The organism is Mycobacterium sp. NGS67 (assembly GCF_059812185.1).
Genome location: NZ_JCALCF010000030.1, coordinates 42,017 through 57,410, shown reverse-complemented (window position 1 = coordinate 57,410; position 15,394 = coordinate 42,017). Strand labels below are relative to the sequence as shown.

Genomic DNA, 15,394 nt, shown 5'->3' with positions numbered 1-15,394 from the left:
CACTTTCCGCCCACAGATGAGCGGTTCTACGCAGCGCTGCACCAGATTTACGAACTCAGAAGAGGACGTGAACCGTGTGTCTGGCGGTTTGGCGGGCCGTGGACTGCGGGACGGGACCCTTTGCGCGATTAGGGTGCGACTCCCCAAGTGAACTCTCGGGCAAGACTTGATTGCGCCCAACACTAAAGTAGTGAACCTAATCGGTCCGTCAAATTTCTCCCCCTGCCCTGTAGACCCCTGCCACATCTTCTGTCAGAGGCTGCATGCACGATGGCTGCGAAGAAAGGGGGCCCCTTGACGACTGACCGCATCACCCTGCCGGAGCTTGAGCAATACCTCGCGAAAGCGGCAGACTTGCTGCGCGGGAGTGTCGATCAGGCGGACTTCAAGGCGTACATCTTTCCGCTGATGTTTTTTAAGCGGATCAGCGACGTCTACATGGAAGAGTTCGCGGAGGCGCTTACCGAGTCCGACGGCGACTATGAATTCGCGGCGTTCGCCGAGAATCATCGGTTCGCCATCCCAGATGGCAGGCTGTGGTCCGATGTGCGCAATTACACCGAGAACATCGGTTGTGCGCTGCAGACCGCTTTCCGCGAGATCGAGAAGGCCAACCCCGAGACGCTGTACGGCATCTTCGGCAACGCGAACTGGACCAACAAGGACAAGCTCCCCGACCGCAAGCTCGCCGACCTGATCGAGCACTTCTCCACGAAAACACTGTCCAATGCGAACGTGACACCCGACGTATTCGGCAACGCGTACGAGTACCTCATCAAGCGTTTCGCCGACCAGTCGAACAAAAAAGCCGGCGAGTACTACACTCCGCGCTCGGTCGTCGGTCTGCTCATCAAGATCCTCGATCCGCAGGAGGGTGAGGGTGTTTATGATCCGGCCTGTGGCACCGGCGGCATGCTGATCGAGGTCATCGAGCACGTGAAGTCCGCTGGCGGTAGTCCGAAAACCTTGTGGGGCAAGCTCTATGGGCAAGAGAAGGTGCTGGCGACTTCCGCGATCGCGCGCATGAACCTACTGCTGCACGGGGTCGAGGACTTCAAGATCATTCGTGAAGACACTCTGCGCAACCCGGCTTTCTATACTGGAAATCATCTGGCAAAGTTCGACTGTGTCGTGGCGAATCCGCCCTTCTCGCTGAAGAATTGGGGCGAGGTCGAGTGGGCTACTGACAAGTGGGGCCGCAGTCAGCTCGGCGGTGTTCCACCAAAGGCATACGCCGATTGGGCGTGGGTCCAGCACATGCTTACGTCTGCCCACCACGAGACCGGTCGTGTCGCGGTCGTGCTGCCGCAAGGCGCGCTCTTCCGACCGGGCCGAGAGGCGCGCATACGCGCCCATGTGCTCAAGGCGGATAGGGTCGAGGCGGTCATCGGACTCGCCCCGAATCTGTTCTACGGCGCAGGTCTTGCTGCATGTGTTGTGGTCCTTCGCCACCACAAGCCCGCGGAACGTACAGGCAAGGTGCTGTTTATCGGCGGCGAAGATTTGATGAAGAAGGGGCGCAACCAGAACATTCTGGAGCCCACCCACGTTCAGGAGCTGTACAACGCCTACAGGGGGTTCGCCGACATCGATGGCCGCGCCCGCGTCGTCGGCCTTGGTGAGATCGCTGCGAACGATTTCAGTCTGAACATTCCACTGTATGTGGTCCCCGCGGATACCGGTGACAACCTAACTGTTGCGGAAGCTTTCGCGTATCTCGCGACTGCAAACACAAACGCCTCAGAGACACGCTTGGCTCTCGAAGCCGAGCTGGCCAGGTGGGGGTTGAGCGCATGACAGAACAGATCAACCAACGGGAGCTGGAGTCCTACCTGTGGGGCGCAGCCGTCGTGCTGCGCGGCCTTATCGACGCCGGTGACTACAAGCAGTACATTTTTCCGCTTGTCTTCTTGAAGCGAATCTCTGACGTCTATGACGAAGAGCATGCGGCCGCGATGGCCACGTACGGGGATGAGCAGCTCGCAGATCTGCCGGAAAACCACCGCTTCGCGATCCCTGAAGGATGCCATTGGAACGACATTCGTTCCGTGACTCAGAACATTGGGACGACCCTTTTGCGGGCGATGCGGGCGATTGAATCTGCCAACCCCGATACCCTGCCCGGCGTCTTCGGGGACGGCGATTGGGGCAATAAGGACCTCCTGCCCGACTCCACCCTGGCGGACCTGATCGAGCACTTCTCAACAAAGACATTGTCGATTGCGAACCTGCCCGAGGACGAACTCGGTAACGGGTACGAGTACCTGATCAAGAAGTTTGCCGACGATTCCGGCCACACCGCCCAGGAGTTCTACACCAATCGCACCCTCGTGCATTTGATGACCCTCATGCTAGAACCTCGACCTAGCGAGTCGGTTTACGACCCGACGTGCGGTACAGGCGGCATGCTGATCTCCACCGTCGCTGAACTCAAGCGTCAAGGTGAAGAGTGGCGCAGCGTGCGGCTTTTCGGCCAGGAACTCAACTACGGGACATCGGCGATTGCACGGATGAACCTGTTCCTGCACGGCATCACAGACGGCCGTATTGCTCACGGCGACACGCTTGCCCGCCCCGCCTTCCTGGACGCAAAGGGCGGTCTGAAAACGTTCGACGTGGTGCTCGCCAACCCGCCGTACTCAATCAAAGCCTGGAACCGCGACGCGTTCACTAGCGACGCGTACGGCCGCAACGTGTGGGGCATCCCGCCACAAGGTCGCGCAGACTATGCCTTCTTCCAGCACATAGCCAAGAGCCTCGACCCCTCGACGGGACGCGCAGCCATACTCTTTCCGCACGGTGTGCTCTTCCGACGCGAGGAGGCTGCAATGCGCGCGGCACTGGTGCAGTCCGATCTCATCGAGTGCGTTCTTGGCCTCGGCGCTGGCCTGTTCTACAACAGTCCGATGGAAGCCGTGGTGGTCACGCTGCGTTACATCAAGCCCGCCGAACGCAAGGGCAAGGTGTTGTTCATTAACGCGGTCAACGAAGTGTCTCGCGAGCGAGCGCAGTCCTTCCTACGCGACAAACATCAGCAGAAGATTCTTGACGCTTACCGCGGCTTCACCGGGATTGAGCAGTTTGCGTCCGTTGCGACGCTCGATGAGATCGCCAGCAAGGGCGCGAGCCTCGCAATCCCGCTGTACGTCGCGGGTGCCAAGGCTGCCGATGCAGGTGAGCATGTCGACGTCGACGATGCCGTGGCAGATTGGCGGGGCGCCGCCGACGCGGCCAATTCCGCTGTTATGCAAGTGCTTTCATCGGTCGGGAACGAGGTGCCTGCGTGAGCCTCAATCTCGACAGGTCAGGCTGGAAACGAGTCACTTTCGGTGACGTCGTCCGGAACGTCAATGAAACCGTGCGGAACCCGGATGAGGCCGGCATCGCCCGAATCATCGCCATGGAACACATCGACCCAGGCGAGCTGAAAGTCAGCCGATGGGGATTCACTGTCGAAGGAACGACGTTTACTCGGCGCGTGAAGTCAGGACAAACTCTGTTCGGCAAGCGTCGGGCTTACCAGCGGAAGGTGGCTTACGCCGATTTTGATGCCATCTGCTCGGGTGACATCTACACGTTCGGGGCTGACGAAACTCAAATACTCGGCCGATTCTTGCCATTCCTCGTCCGATCCAACGACTTCTTCGACCACGCCCTCGGCACGTCGGCCGGTTCCCTCTCACCGCGTACTAACTGGCGGGACCTTGCCAACTTTGTGTTTGACTTGCCGCCCCTCGACGAGCAGGAACGCATCGCCAACCTCCTCTGGGCCGTCGAGCGTCACCACCGCGCCCTGGCACGACGACGGCGCGCGTTGGACGCGGCGCTCGCGGCCTATCTGGACGAGGCATTCCGAACAGCGACCGGGAGCGACGTGGCGATCGATAGTCTCTGCACGGATATCGTCGGCGGGGTCTGGGGCTCTCCCGAGGGCGAGGCCGAGGTCGACGCACTTGCCCTCGGGCCGCGTGTCTATGCCTCCGGCGAACCGGAGCTCGCCACCTATGGTTCGCCAGTCCGCTCCGTGTCTATGCGCCAGGCCGAGTCACGTCTGGTGCGTCCGGGTGACATCATTCTCGAGCGTTCCGGTGGCACGTTCACCCAACTTGTCGGCCGAGTCGTTATCGCGGGTGATGGTCTCGAAGCGTGTATACCAACAGACTTCCAGCGGCTGCTTCGACCGGATGAGAACTTGGTGGAACCTCGTTATCTGTTTTGGCGCCTCCGCCGAGACTGGCACGCTGGTGTTCCGCGCGACTACTCAAAGCGGACAACGAACATCGCAAACCTTTCGGTCAAGCAGTACCTTGCACGCAAGATTCCGCTTCCTCCCAAAGAGGCGCAACTTGCGGTATTGGCTCGCATCAACGAGTTCCAGACAGCCCTCTCGATGCATAATGAAGAAGCCAACGCTCTTGGCGTAATTAACTCGGCGGTTTTGGACGAGATCTTCGTAGGTGGCTGATGCCGCAGTTCAACGAGGCAAACAGCGTGCGTGACTTCGTCCGCGATCTGGTCCAGTCGGCGGACGTGCAATTCGTGCCGGGCAACGAACTGCCGCGCCGTACTGATGAGGTGCTTCTGGAAGGAGCCGCGAAGGCTGCACTGATCCGGCTGAACCCGGAGATCGAGGCCGACCCGCGAAAGGCGGACGAGGTCATCTATGCGCTGCGGGCAATCCTCATCTCGGCACGGACGAGCCCGCATCCGGTGCTGGCGAATGAGCGGTTCATGTCGTGGCTCACGGGGCAGAAGTCGATGCCGTTCGGCCCAAACGGTGAGCACACCACGGTGCGCCTCATTGATTTCGATCGTCCAGAAGAGGACTCCTCGAATCAGTGGATGGTGTCGACCGAAGTGACCTTACAGATTGGGCGGGTGACCAAGCGCTTCGATCTGGTGTTGTGGTGCAATGGATTTCCACTCGTCGTCGGTGAAGCGAAGACCCCGATCCGTGCGGCGTACTCGTGGATTGACGGCGCCGCGCAGGTGCACGACGACTACGAGGCTAGTGTGCCGCAGTTCTTCGTGCCGAACGTGTTTTCGTTCGCGACCGAGGGCAAGGACTTCCGCTACGGGACAATCGGAATGCCGGTCGAGCTGTGGGGCCCGTGGCGCGAGGAGGAGACTGACCCCGACGCGCCGGCTAAGGTTGGTTTGCAGGTCGTCAAGGAGGCCGTCAACGGTGTGCTCAAACCCGCCGCTGTATTGGACTTCCTGCGGTTCTTCACCATCTACGCGACCGACTCAAAGCACCGCAAGATAAAAGTCATTGCCAGATTTCAGCAGTTCCAAGCAACCAATTTGATCGTGCAGCGCGTCCTGCACGGCCAGATCAAGCAAGGACTCATCTGGCACTTCCAGGGCTCGGGTAAGTCGCTGCTGATGGTGTTCACCGCGTTGAAACTCCGGGCGATGGCCGAGCTGACCAACCCGACCATCCTGATCGTCGTCGACCGCATTGACCTCGACACCCAGATCACCGGCACCTTCAACGCCTCCGATGTACCCGGGCTCGTGTCGACAGACTCCCGCAAGGAGCTGCAGACTCTGCTGACTCAGGGGGCGCGCAAGGTCGTCATCACGACGATCCACAAGTTCGGGGAAGCCGACGGCGTTCTCGATGATCGCCACAACATCATTGCGATGGTGGACGAAGCTCATCGATCCCAAGAGGGGGACTACGGACAGAAGATGCGCGAGGCGCTGCCAAACGCGTTCCTGTTCGGGCTCAGCGGTACACCGATCAACAAGCGTGACCGCAACACGTTCATGTGGTTCGGTTCCCCGGAAGACGCGGGGGGCTACCTTTCGCGGTATACGTTCCAGGACTCCATCCGCGACGGGGCAACTCTGCCACTGCATTTCGAGCCGCGCCTGTCCGAGATCCACCTCGACCAGGAGAAGATCGACGCTGCCTTCGAGGAACTGGCGGCCGAACGCAATCTGACGGAGGGCGAGAAGATCACGCTCTCTAAGAAGGCGGCGTCCATCGAAGTGCTTATTAAGGCGCCCGACCGAATCCGCCACGTTGCCGCTGATGTGGTCGAGCATTTCACCACCAAAGTTGCCCCCGAAGGCTTCAAGGCACAGCTCGTCGCGTACGACAAAGCGTCCTGCGTGGCCTATAAGGAAGCCCTCGACAACATGCTCCCAGCTGAGGCTTCGACGATCGTAATGTCAAAGTCGCGCACTGACCCAGCAACGTGGGCAAAGTGGACGCCCGGCGCCGACGAGCTGGAGCAAGTCGTGGCTCGGTTCAACGACCCCGCTGATCCGCTGAAAATCATCATCGTGACGTCCAAGCTGCTCACCGGATTCGACGCGCCGATCCTGCAGACGCAGTACCTGGATAAGCCGTTAAAAGAACACACGCTCCTGCAAGCGATCACCCGTACAAATCGCGTCTACCCCCCCAAGAAGACGCACGGTTTGATCGTCGACTACCTCGGCATATTCGATGACGTAGCGAAGTCGCTTGCCTTCGACGACGCGACGGTGCAGGCGGTGGTCAGCAACATCGAGGAATTGAAGGACCAGCTTGGCCCTGCAATAGCGGCCGCTGTCGCATTCTTTCCGGGGGTCGATCGTTCCGTGGGTGGCTACGAAGGGTTGATAGGCGCGCAGGCCGCGATCGCGGACGACGCCGCCAAGGACGCTTTCGGGCTTGCCTACAGCGTGGTTTCGCAGCTGTGGGAGGCGCTCAGTCCCGACCCGATGCTCAAGGCGTTCCGCGACGACTACAAGTGGCTGACCGATGTGTATGAGTCGGTACGGCCAGCCGACATAACAGGCAGGCTTGTCTGGCATGCGTTAGGTGCCAAGACAATTGAGCTGATCAACGAGAACATTCAGGTTGAGATCCCCGAAGGGGACGAGACCATCGTGCTCGACGCGCAGACGATCGAAGACTTGATGACGGGGAAGCGCAGGGACATCCCGATCAAAGAAATCGAGAAACAGATCACGGCTCGGATTGCTCGCCATCTCAACAACCCCGTCTTTATCGAGTTAGGGCAGCGCCTCAACACATTGCGCGAAAAGTACTCGGACATACAGCAATCCAGCCTCGACTTCCTCCGAGAGCTCTTAGAACTGGCCAAAGATACAGTCGCCGCAGAGAAGGCTGTAGATGAGGTCGCGCCGGAGGAGCAGGGAAAAGCGGCGCTGACGGAGCTTTTCGAAGCGCTTAAGACTGACGACACCCCGATCATCGTGGAGAACATCGTCAACCGCATCGATGAAGTTGTGCGCGGGGTTCGGTTTGTCGGCTGGCAATCGACCATCCGAGGTGACCAGGAAGTACGCCAGGCCTTGAGGAAAACCCTCTACGTGCAGTTCAAGATTCGGGACAATGACGTGTTTGAGAGGGCGCTGGGATATGTGCGTGAGTATTACTGAATCATCATGGCCCGAGGATTGACCGCTGTGGGCTCATCTCAGCAAGACTGGCGAGGAGATCGCCGCTGCTGAGCTGGCGGCGCACCTACGGTGACATGGACACGGGCGCGGGCACGGAGCTGCGCGAGCAGAACGCGCGCCTCAAGCGGTTGCTGGCCGAGGCCGAACAAGAAAAAGACGCGTTGCGGGGGGCCAAGGGAAGTTTTAAGCCCCGCCGCCAAGCGCCACGACGTAGACATGCTCAAGGAAACGTTGAGCATGTCGGAACGGTTGACCTGCAAGGCCGATCAGGTACGCCGTCGCATTGTGTGACTGATAGGCCCACAATGGTCTGCGTGGCTACGAAGACCGAGCGGTTCGCGGTGCGTCTGACCGCTGAGCAGGACGCACTGATTCGTCGTGCCGCCGAAGTGGAGGGGACCGACCTGACCAACTTCACCGTGACCGCGGCGCTGGCTCATGCCCGCAACGTGCTCGCCGATCGCCGGCTGTTCATGCTCGACGCGCCGGCCTGGTCGGAGTTCGTGTCGGTGCTGGACCGGCCGGTGTCGCATAAGCCGCGGCTGGAGAAGTTGTTCGTGGAGCCGTCGATCTTCGACGAGTGAGTGGCTACGGCGCGCCCCGACCGATCGATGTGGTGACCGACTCGCTTAAAGACGCCCGCGCCCTGCTCGACCCGCCGCAGAAGTAACCGGCTGATGCATCAATCTCGGAAGACATCCATCTCCGGTGGGCGGTGCCTTTTCGCGGCCGGTTTCCGCGCCGATCGAATCTTGAGACCTAACCGATCGACAACAGCGGATGGCGTTTCTGCGAGGCACGCGGCCAAGAGTCGACGATCTGCGCTCACGGAGGAGTCAGTACTCGTCCGCGACGGCCTGCGCGATCAGCCGTATCCGGCCCATGTCCTTGGCGGGATCGCTGATCGTGGCCACCGGCGCGAGACGTGCGGAGCCCGCCCGGAACTGCGGACCTATCACCACGGTGAAGATGCCCGTCTCGGCATCTCCGTGCACGGCGTGCCCGCCGACGTCGAAATGCTCCCCCTTGTATTCGAGGTGCGAAGGATCCGCATAGTCCAGCGAGAGGTAGACAGTCGGGCCGCCGTCGACGCCGAAGGCGCATTCATGGGTGTTGAACTCCGGTATGTCCCACGAAATCGCGTGCGCGGGCCGCAACCGAGCCGCAGCGCGGCACGGGTCTGCTCCGGTGATCACGGTTCGGGGCACGGAACTCGCCGCCAGGGACGGTTTCTTGGCGTATTCGCGAAGTGCCACCTGCATCAGATCGTGCCCCAACGCGCAACCCTCGACCTGCGGGGGCGCCATCACTTGAGCCGTCAGCCGCACACTGCCGGGATAGGTGGCCGCCCACTCGCAGCTCGCGGACACCACCTGGTCGCGTGGGGGCATGTCGGGGCCGTCGAAGGCGTCGGCGACGGTGACGTCGGTGCCGTCGATCGTGGCGTGCCTGGCCCAGGCCGCCGGCTGGGGCAGCACAGCGGGACCGACCGCCAGCGAAATCGTCGCCTTGATGTTGTCAGCGTCCGCTCCGATGCGAGCCCGACACAGAATCGGTGACGTCGGCGCATCGATGGTCACCGTCCGTCCGGCCACCTCGTGCGCCGTGCCGTACAGGGCGCAGATGTCGATGGCGCGGGTCCGCTGAATGGTGCTCAGACGCTCGCGATCGGCGTCGTTGGTGGGTGTAACGATGCTGGTGTCTGTTGCACTGGCCCCAGGCGGATTCTGCGGTGCGTGCTCGGATGTGCACGCGCTGACCACAGCAGCCAGGGCGAGTAGCCCGGTGCCGATTCGACCGCGCCCTGCCACGGGCATGACAGTAGTCGTCCGCGCGGCGTTCACCGCCCCATCTGCCGACGACCCGATCCAGCACGCCTACATTCTCTTCGGTACCTATCGAAGGAGTCGTCGCGTTGAACACCATCGATCCCGCCGCCACCGCATGGCTGCTGGCCAGCACCGCGCTCGTGCTGCTGATGACCCCCGGGCTGGCGATCTTCTACGGCGGGATGGTGCGCACCACCGGCGTGCTCAACATGATCATGATGAGCTTCATCTCCATCCCGCTGGTCACGGTGGCTTGGCTGCTGGTCGGGTACACACTGGCGTTTTCCGACGGCGGCGGCCTCATCGGGGGGTTGGCGCACGCGGGAATGAGCGGGATCGGGCCGCAGACGCTGCATGGAAAGGTCCCTGAACTCCTCTACGCGACGTTCCAGCTGACCTTCGCGATCATCACCGCCGCGCTGGTCAGCGGCGCCATCGCCGACCGCGCGAAATTCGTGGGCTGGCTGGTCTTCGTGCCGCTGTGGACGATCGCTGTGTATGCCGTTGTGGCGCACTGGGTTTGGGAACCCGGCGGTTGGTTGCACAAGATGGACGCACTCGACTACGCGGGCGGTCTGGTGGTCGAGATCGTCTCGGGTTCCTCCGCGCTCGCGCTCGCGCTGGTGCTGGGTCCGCGCATCGGTTTCAAGACCGAGGCCATGCGCCCGCACAACCTGCCGTTCGTGCTGCTCGGGGCCGGGCTGCTGTGGTTCGGCTGGTTCGGGTTCAACGCCGGCTCTGCCATGGCCGCCGACGGTGTCGCCTCCGCGATTTTCCTGAACACGCTGGTCGCCGGCTGTCTGGGCATGTTGGGCTGGCTGACCGTCGAACAGATCCGCGACGGCAAACCGACCACCTTCGGCGCCGCTTCCGGCGTGGTCGCCGGATTGGTGGCGATCACGCCGTCATGCGGCTACGTCAACGTCCTGGGTGCCGCGGCCGTCGGACTGACCGCAGGAATCGTGTGCGCCTTCGCCATCACGGTCAAGTTCAAGCTGCACTACGACGATTCCCTGGACGTCGTGGGCGTGCACTTCGTCGGCGGCGTGGTCGGCGTGCTGCTGATCGGGCTGTTGGCCACCGCGGTGATGGGGGGCCCGAATGGACTGTTCTATGGCGGCGGTCTGCGTCAACTCGGCAAGCAGTCGGTGGCGATGGTGGTGGTTGCGCTCTACGCGTTTACGGTGAGCTTCGTGCTGGCCAAACTGATCGACCGGGTGATCGGGTTCCGCGTCTCCCGCGAGGACGAGGTGAGTGGGGTCGACCTCAGTCAGCATGCCGAGACGGCGTACACCGAGGGCGTGCTGGGCCATCAGCAGATGCACCGCCCGCTGTTCGGTCAGCAAGACGCACCACGTTCGCAGCCCGAGGATGAGGAGGATCTCCGATGAGCCAGCAGGTGCAAGGCGGGGTGGTCCACGAGCTCCCAGCGGACCTGCGCGACGCGCTGACGGCCAACTCGGTGGCACTGGCCCTTTGGAACGACATCACACCGCTGGCGCGCAACGAGTTCATCTGCTGGGTCGAGGACGCCAAGCAGGACAAGACCCGCGAACGCCGCATCCGCCGGACTCAGGAGGAACTCGAGGAAGGCAAGCGCCGGCCGTGCTGCTGGCCGGGATGCAAGCACCGCGAGCGCAACGGCAAGTAGGCCCCGTTCTTGCTGTGCTGACCGCGTAGCGCGGCTGCCAATCCGTGCCGACCCGGCGTTGCTGGCGCGCGACCGACCCGGCTAGGGTGAGGTTAGGCGTACCTAATCCGGCGGATCCCTCACCTCCGGTTTAGGCGACGGCCCACAACGTCAACTTGGTTGGGGCAGTGCCGCGTCGATTTCGGTTGCCCGCGCGACCGAGACGACGCACGGGAGGATCTATGGGGGTTCTGACGACGTGACGGCTCCGATCTGGATGGCCTCACCGCCGGAAGTGCATTCGGCGTTGTTGTCCGCCGGGCCCGGTCCCGGCGCGCTGTTGGCCGCGGCGGGGGCGTGGCAGGAACTCGGCGCACAGTACGCCGCGGCAAGCGCCGAGCTGCTCGGGGTGTTGAGCGCGGTGCAGGCGGGGTCGTGGCAAGGGCCGTCCGCGGCGCAGTATGTCGCGGCGCACGCGCCCTATTTGGGTTGGCTCGCGCAGGCGCAGGCCAGAAGCGACGCCGCCGCGGCTCAGCACGAAGCCGCGGCTGCGGCGTACACCGCGGCACTGGCGATGATGCCCACGCTTCCCGAGTTGGCGGCCAACCACGTAGTGCACGGGGTGCTGGTCGCGACGAACTTCTTCGGGATCAACACCATTCCGATTGCGCTGAACGAGGCCGACTACGTGCGGATGTGGATCCAGGCCGCCACCACGATGGCTACCTACCAAACGCTGACGACGGCGGCGATGGCCGCGGTCCCGACGACGGCGCCGGCACCTCCGGTGGTGACGGCCGACGCGGCCACCGTCGCCGCCGAGCCCAGCCAACTCGCCGCCGCGGCGCCCGCCGCCGACGCCGGCAGCCAACTCAATCTCGCCGACCTCATCACCCAGCTGCTCAATTGGTACACCGGCTACGTTCAGGATTTGTTCGCGCCGATCGTCAACTTCCTGCAGGACCCGATCGGCAACAGCTTCCAGCTGATCACCGATTTCATGACCAATCCCGCACAGGCATTGGTGACCTGGGGCCCGTTCCTGTTCGCCGTCGCCTACCAGGCGTTCTCCTGGGTCGGGGCCTCCCTCACCTATCCCCAGCTGCTGCTGGACCCGCTGCTGGCCATCACGATGGGAGTGGTGATCGGGGTGGGCTATCAGTACCTGCAGCAACTCCCCGCCGTCGTCGCCGAAGGAGGTGCGGCTGCTGTGGTGCCGGCGGTCACCGCCAGCCACTCCCCCGGCTCGCCGCTCGCGGCGCTCGCCCCGACGGTCGCCGGCCCGGCAACCGCGCCGGTCGCGTCGGCCGCGGGAAGTGCGGGTGCCGCGCCGGCTTCGGCGGCCCCGGCGGCAGCCGCGCCGGCGGTCCCCTATGCGGTGGCCAGCCTTGATCCCGGCGAAGGCTTTTCGCCGACCTTCCGGGACCGGACCGGGGTCAAGGCACCCGCCGAAGGGATCCCGGCCGCGGCCGCGGCGGTCTCGGCGCGGGACAAGCGGCGCGCCCGACGCCGCCGGGCAGCCACCATGCCCGAGCGGCAATACGCCGACGAGTTCCTCGATTACGAACCCGAACCGCCGCAAGAGCCGTCGGTGGCGGCTTCGAGTCGGGGCGCCGGCGCGATGGGCTTCGGCGGCACCGTCGCCACAGGAGAGGCGGACGCGGCCGGATTATCGACTCTGCCCGCCGACGAGTTCGGCAGCGGCCCGGCGGTTCCGATGCTGCCCACTACCTGGGAACAGAATTAGTCCCGCGATTCAGTGCCGCGAATTCACCCATCCGACGACCTCGGCTGTGACGGGATCGGTGATGTCGTCGTACTCGGGATGTTTCTTGAGCACCGTGACCACCATCGAGCACACCGGCACGATGCGCTTGCCGTCGGTCCGGGTGGCTTGCAACGCCTCCTCGAGCAGGATGGTCGCCAGTCCCCTACCGCCGAATTGCGGATCGATTTCGGTGTGATGGAAGATGCGCTGATCGCCGCGGTCGGCGTAATCGGCGAAGCCGACTCGCTGGCCGGCGACCGCGATGTCGTACCTGTTGTCTTGGGGTGTGACGGTGACTTCCGCACCGGTCTTGTCGGTGGTCAAGAGCGCTCCTTCGGTTGTGGCAGCGGCCTGGGCAGCAGCCGGGTGGTGGGCATCGGCGGCGCCGGAAGGCGGGTGACCGATCCCCGGTATCCCGGTACGGCGCCGAAACGGTCTCCGGAACCGTCCTGGTCTTGCCAGAGCCGGCGGTAGCTGGCGATTTCGTCGTGGCTGCGTCCGACGAAGTTCCACCACATCACCAACTGTTCGCCGAACGGGGCGCCGCCGAGTAGCAGCACCCGCGCCGGACGATCCGCCGTATTGCGCAAGAGCAGTTCGGTATGCCCAGGACTCTGATACCCCAGATCGGCCGTGGCCAAGCCGACTCCGCACACCTGCACATCGCCCCGGTCGCACAGCACCCCGTGTTCGAAGGTCGGATCGAGGTCGAGACGAAGCGAAGCGCATGGATCCAGATCGATCTGCGCGCCGACCAGCGGGCTGAAAGTGGTTGCCGGAGAACAGCTTCCGGCCAGCTCACCGAGAAAGACCCGCAGCACTGCACCGGGCAGGGCGACGGGATCCGGGCGGTAGTGTACGAAATCGCGGCCGGTGTCGCGGGCCGAATCGGGCAGTGCCACCCACAGCTGCGCGCCGTGCAGGACCGCGCCTGGGACGGACACCTCGGAGTGACAGATGCCCGCGCCCGCCGTCATCAAATTCAGTTCGCCGGGACGCACCATGGCATGCACGCCGGCGCTGTCGCGGTGCTCCACTTCCCCACTGAACAGCCAACTCACGGTTTGCAGACCGGTGTGCGGATGCGGTGGCACATCCATCCGGGCGGCCGTCGGACCGTAATGGTCGACGAAGCACCACGCCCCGATCAGGGGGCGCTGCCGTTGCGGAAGGGTGCGCTGTACCCGGATCGCGCGGGGTCCGCCCAGGGGCACCTCCCGGGGATGCAGTACCTCGACCTCGTCGTTCTGGACCTGCTCAGTGCCGCACACGACTTCGGCCGGCGCAGTGTCCAGGTTGCTCACCGCCGCGACCCTACTCGGGCTCTACCTGCCCGGCGGCTGCAAGGCCTTCATGGCAACTCGCATGATCGGCTCGGGAACCCGGTCCTTCAACGCCAGCGCTCGGTCTGCGGCGCGAGAACGCAGCGGGGTACCGCGACCGAAGAACTTGTTCAACGGGCCACCGCTCGGTTCGACGGTCACATGTAGTGGCGGGGCGTCGACATTGGCGCCCAGCGCGTTGGAGATGACCATCCGCTGAATCTCGCTGGTGCCTTCGAAGATGGTGTACAGCTTGGCATCTCGATACCACTTCTCCACCGGATGATCGGTGATGTAGCCCCAGCCGCCCATCGTTTGAATGGCCCGCTCGGTGGCTTTGACCGCGACCTCGCTGGCGGCCAACTTCGACATCGAACCCTCGCCCCGCTCGAACGGCACCGAGTTGGCCGCCATCCACGACGCTCGCCACGTCAGCAGCCGGGCGGCATCGATCTGGGTTGCCAAGTCCGCCAACGGAAAAGCGATGCCCTGATGGTCGATGATGGGACCGCCGAACGCTTCCCGTTCGGTGGCGTAGGCGGTCGCGTATTCCAGTGCGGCGCGGGCGATCCCGATGGCTTGGGCCGCGACCATCGGGCGGGTCTGCTCGAAGGTACCCATCGTCGCCGAACCGGACTTCTTCGCGCCGGCCACCACATCGCGGGCCTTGGCGAGTTTGTGTTCCAATTTGTCGTCGCCGCCAAGCAGATTGGCACCCGGCACGCGCACACCGTCGAACTTCAACTCGGCGGTATGGGACGCCCGGCAACCCAGTTTGTCGAGTTTGCGCACCAGTTCCAGCCCCGGGGTGCCGCCGGGCACCACGAACAGCGCCTGGCCGCGATGACCGAGTTCTTCGTCGACCACCGCGTTGACCACGTGGACATTGGCGATGCCGCCGTTACCGATCCACATCTTGTGGCCGTCGATGATCCAGTCGTCGCCGTCGCGACGGGCGCGGGTGCGTAGGTTGCGGACGTCGCTACCGCCTTCGGGTTCCGAGATCGCCAGTGCCGCGAGCTTGAGGTCGCCCGGCGTCCCGAAACACTCCGGGGCCCACTCCAGCATCTGTTCCGGTGAGGCGGCCTGGCCGATCGCCGAGAGTGCCAACGCCGGCATCACGATGGCCAGGCCGATTCCCGCGCATCCCCAGAACAGCTCTTCCATGAACATCGGCAGCGAGATGCCGGTCGGGTCGCCGATCAGGTCGCGATAGAACAGCGGACTGTAAAAGCCGCGCTGTGCGGCCTCTTCCAGCACCGGCCACGGGAATTCCTGGCGCTGGTCGTACTCGAGGGCCACCGGCCGCACGCACTGCTCGGCGAATTCGTGGGTGCGCCGCGCCAGGTCGTGTTGAGCCGCGGTGGGGGTCAGGTCGAAGGTCATGGGATGCGCCTTTGGCTCAGCTGCCTCGGCCCGAGCG

General features: G+C 63.6%; 12 protein-coding genes. 8 read left to right on the top strand and 4 right to left on the bottom strand.

Annotation, left to right across the window (positions count from 1 at the left end; all coding sequences use genetic code 11):
• Nucleotides 1-294: 294 nt before the first annotated feature.
• From AC5Y4D_RS22570 to AC5Y4D_RS22550, 5 genes are all read left to right on the top strand, one after another.
• The gene (locus AC5Y4D_RS22570; protein WP_500038251.1) at nucleotides 295-1,797 is read left to right on the top strand and encodes a type I restriction-modification system subunit M; all 1,503 of its coding nucleotides are present in this window, start codon (nucleotides 295-297) and stop codon (nucleotides 1,795-1,797) included.
• A complete protein-coding gene (locus AC5Y4D_RS22565; RefSeq protein ID WP_500038250.1) occupies nucleotides 1,794-3,287 on the top strand; it encodes a type I restriction-modification system subunit M in 1,494 nt (497 codons plus the stop codon). The genes AC5Y4D_RS22570 and AC5Y4D_RS22565 overlap by 4 nt, the downstream gene beginning before the upstream one ends.
• Nucleotides 3,284-4,465, top strand: coding sequence for a restriction endonuclease subunit S (locus tag AC5Y4D_RS22560; RefSeq protein WP_500038249.1), 1,182 nt, complete (start codon nucleotides 3,284-3,286; stop codon nucleotides 4,463-4,465). Before AC5Y4D_RS22565 ends, AC5Y4D_RS22560 begins: the two co-directional genes overlap by 4 nt.
• Entirely contained in the window at nucleotides 4,465-7,401 is a 2,937-nt protein-coding gene (locus tag AC5Y4D_RS22555) for a type I restriction endonuclease subunit R (protein WP_500038248.1), read from the top strand. Before AC5Y4D_RS22560 ends, AC5Y4D_RS22555 begins: the two co-directional genes overlap by 1 nt.
• A 326-nt stretch (nucleotides 7,402-7,727) precedes the next feature.
• Complete coding sequence (locus AC5Y4D_RS22550; RefSeq protein WP_500038255.1) at nucleotides 7,728-8,006, top strand: type II toxin-antitoxin system TacA family antitoxin; 279 nt, start codon at nucleotides 7,728-7,730, stop codon at nucleotides 8,004-8,006.
• A gap of 252 nt (nucleotides 8,007-8,258) precedes the next feature.
• On the opposite strand, the gene AC5Y4D_RS22545 is transcribed toward AC5Y4D_RS22550, so the two are convergent.
• Entirely contained in the window at nucleotides 8,259-9,233 is a 975-nt protein-coding gene (locus AC5Y4D_RS22545) for a hypothetical protein (protein WP_500038247.1), read from the bottom strand.
• A 104-nt stretch (nucleotides 9,234-9,337) separates the two neighbouring features.
• On the opposite strand from AC5Y4D_RS22545, the gene AC5Y4D_RS22540 reads away from it, so the two are divergent.
• The 3 genes from AC5Y4D_RS22540 to AC5Y4D_RS22530 all read left to right on the top strand — a co-directional run bounded on the left by AC5Y4D_RS22540 (nucleotide 9,338) and on the right by AC5Y4D_RS22530 (nucleotide 12,628).
• Nucleotides 9,338-10,642: an ammonium transporter gene (locus AC5Y4D_RS22540; RefSeq protein WP_500038246.1), complete on the top strand. Its 1,305-nt coding sequence runs from the start codon at nucleotides 9,338-9,340 to the stop codon at nucleotides 10,640-10,642.
• Nucleotides 10,639-10,902, top strand: a complete 264-nt coding sequence (locus AC5Y4D_RS22535; RefSeq protein WP_499942967.1) for a YdeI/OmpD-associated family protein — start codon at nucleotides 10,639-10,641, stop codon at nucleotides 10,900-10,902. The genes AC5Y4D_RS22540 and AC5Y4D_RS22535 overlap by 4 nt, the downstream gene beginning before the upstream one ends.
• A gap of 238 nt (nucleotides 10,903-11,140) precedes the next feature.
• Nucleotides 11,141-12,628, top strand: coding sequence for a PPE family protein (locus AC5Y4D_RS22530; RefSeq protein ID WP_500038245.1), 1,488 nt, complete (start codon nucleotides 11,141-11,143; stop codon nucleotides 12,626-12,628).
• A 9-nt stretch (nucleotides 12,629-12,637) separates the two neighbouring features.
• Here the strand turns inward: AC5Y4D_RS22530 and AC5Y4D_RS22525 are convergent, their stop codons facing one another.
• Genes AC5Y4D_RS22525 through AC5Y4D_RS22515 form a run of 3 tightly spaced genes read right to left on the bottom strand, consistent with a single transcriptional unit; the run spans nucleotide 12,638 to nucleotide 15,357 of the window.
• Nucleotides 12,638-12,973, bottom strand: a complete 336-nt coding sequence (locus AC5Y4D_RS22525) for a GNAT family N-acetyltransferase (protein ID WP_499990813.1) — start codon at nucleotides 12,971-12,973, stop codon at nucleotides 12,638-12,640.
• The gene (locus AC5Y4D_RS22520; RefSeq protein WP_500038244.1) at nucleotides 12,970-13,953 is read right to left on the bottom strand and encodes a pirin family protein; all 984 of its coding nucleotides are present in this window, start codon (nucleotides 13,951-13,953) and stop codon (nucleotides 12,970-12,972) included. The genes AC5Y4D_RS22525 and AC5Y4D_RS22520 overlap by 4 nt, the downstream gene beginning before the upstream one ends.
• A gap of 21 nt (nucleotides 13,954-13,974) precedes the next feature.
• Complete coding sequence (locus AC5Y4D_RS22515; protein ID WP_499942962.1) at nucleotides 13,975-15,357, bottom strand: acyl-CoA dehydrogenase family protein; 1,383 nt, start codon at nucleotides 15,355-15,357, stop codon at nucleotides 13,975-13,977.
• Nucleotides 15,358-15,394: the final 37 nt, after the last annotated feature.

Excerpts from the sequence above, each read along its gene's own strand:
- AC5Y4D_RS22565 (WP_500038250.1), top strand. The coding sequence starts at position 1,794 with ATGACAGAACAGATCAACCAACGGGAGCTGGAGTCCTACCTGTGGGGC.
- AC5Y4D_RS22555 (WP_500038248.1), top strand. The coding sequence starts at position 4,465 with ATGCCGCAGTTCAACGAGGCAAACAGCGTGCGTGACTTCGTCCGCGAT.
- AC5Y4D_RS22550 (WP_500038255.1), top strand. The coding sequence starts at position 7,728 with ATGGTCTGCGTGGCTACGAAGACCGAGCGGTTCGCGGTGCGTCTGACC.
- AC5Y4D_RS22515 (WP_499942962.1), bottom strand. The coding sequence starts at position 15,357 with ATGACCTTCGACCTGACCCCCACCGCGGCTCAACACGACCTGGCGCGG.
- AC5Y4D_RS22535 (WP_499942967.1), top strand. The coding sequence starts at position 10,639 with ATGAGCCAGCAGGTGCAAGGCGGGGTGGTCCACGAGCTCCCAGCGGAC.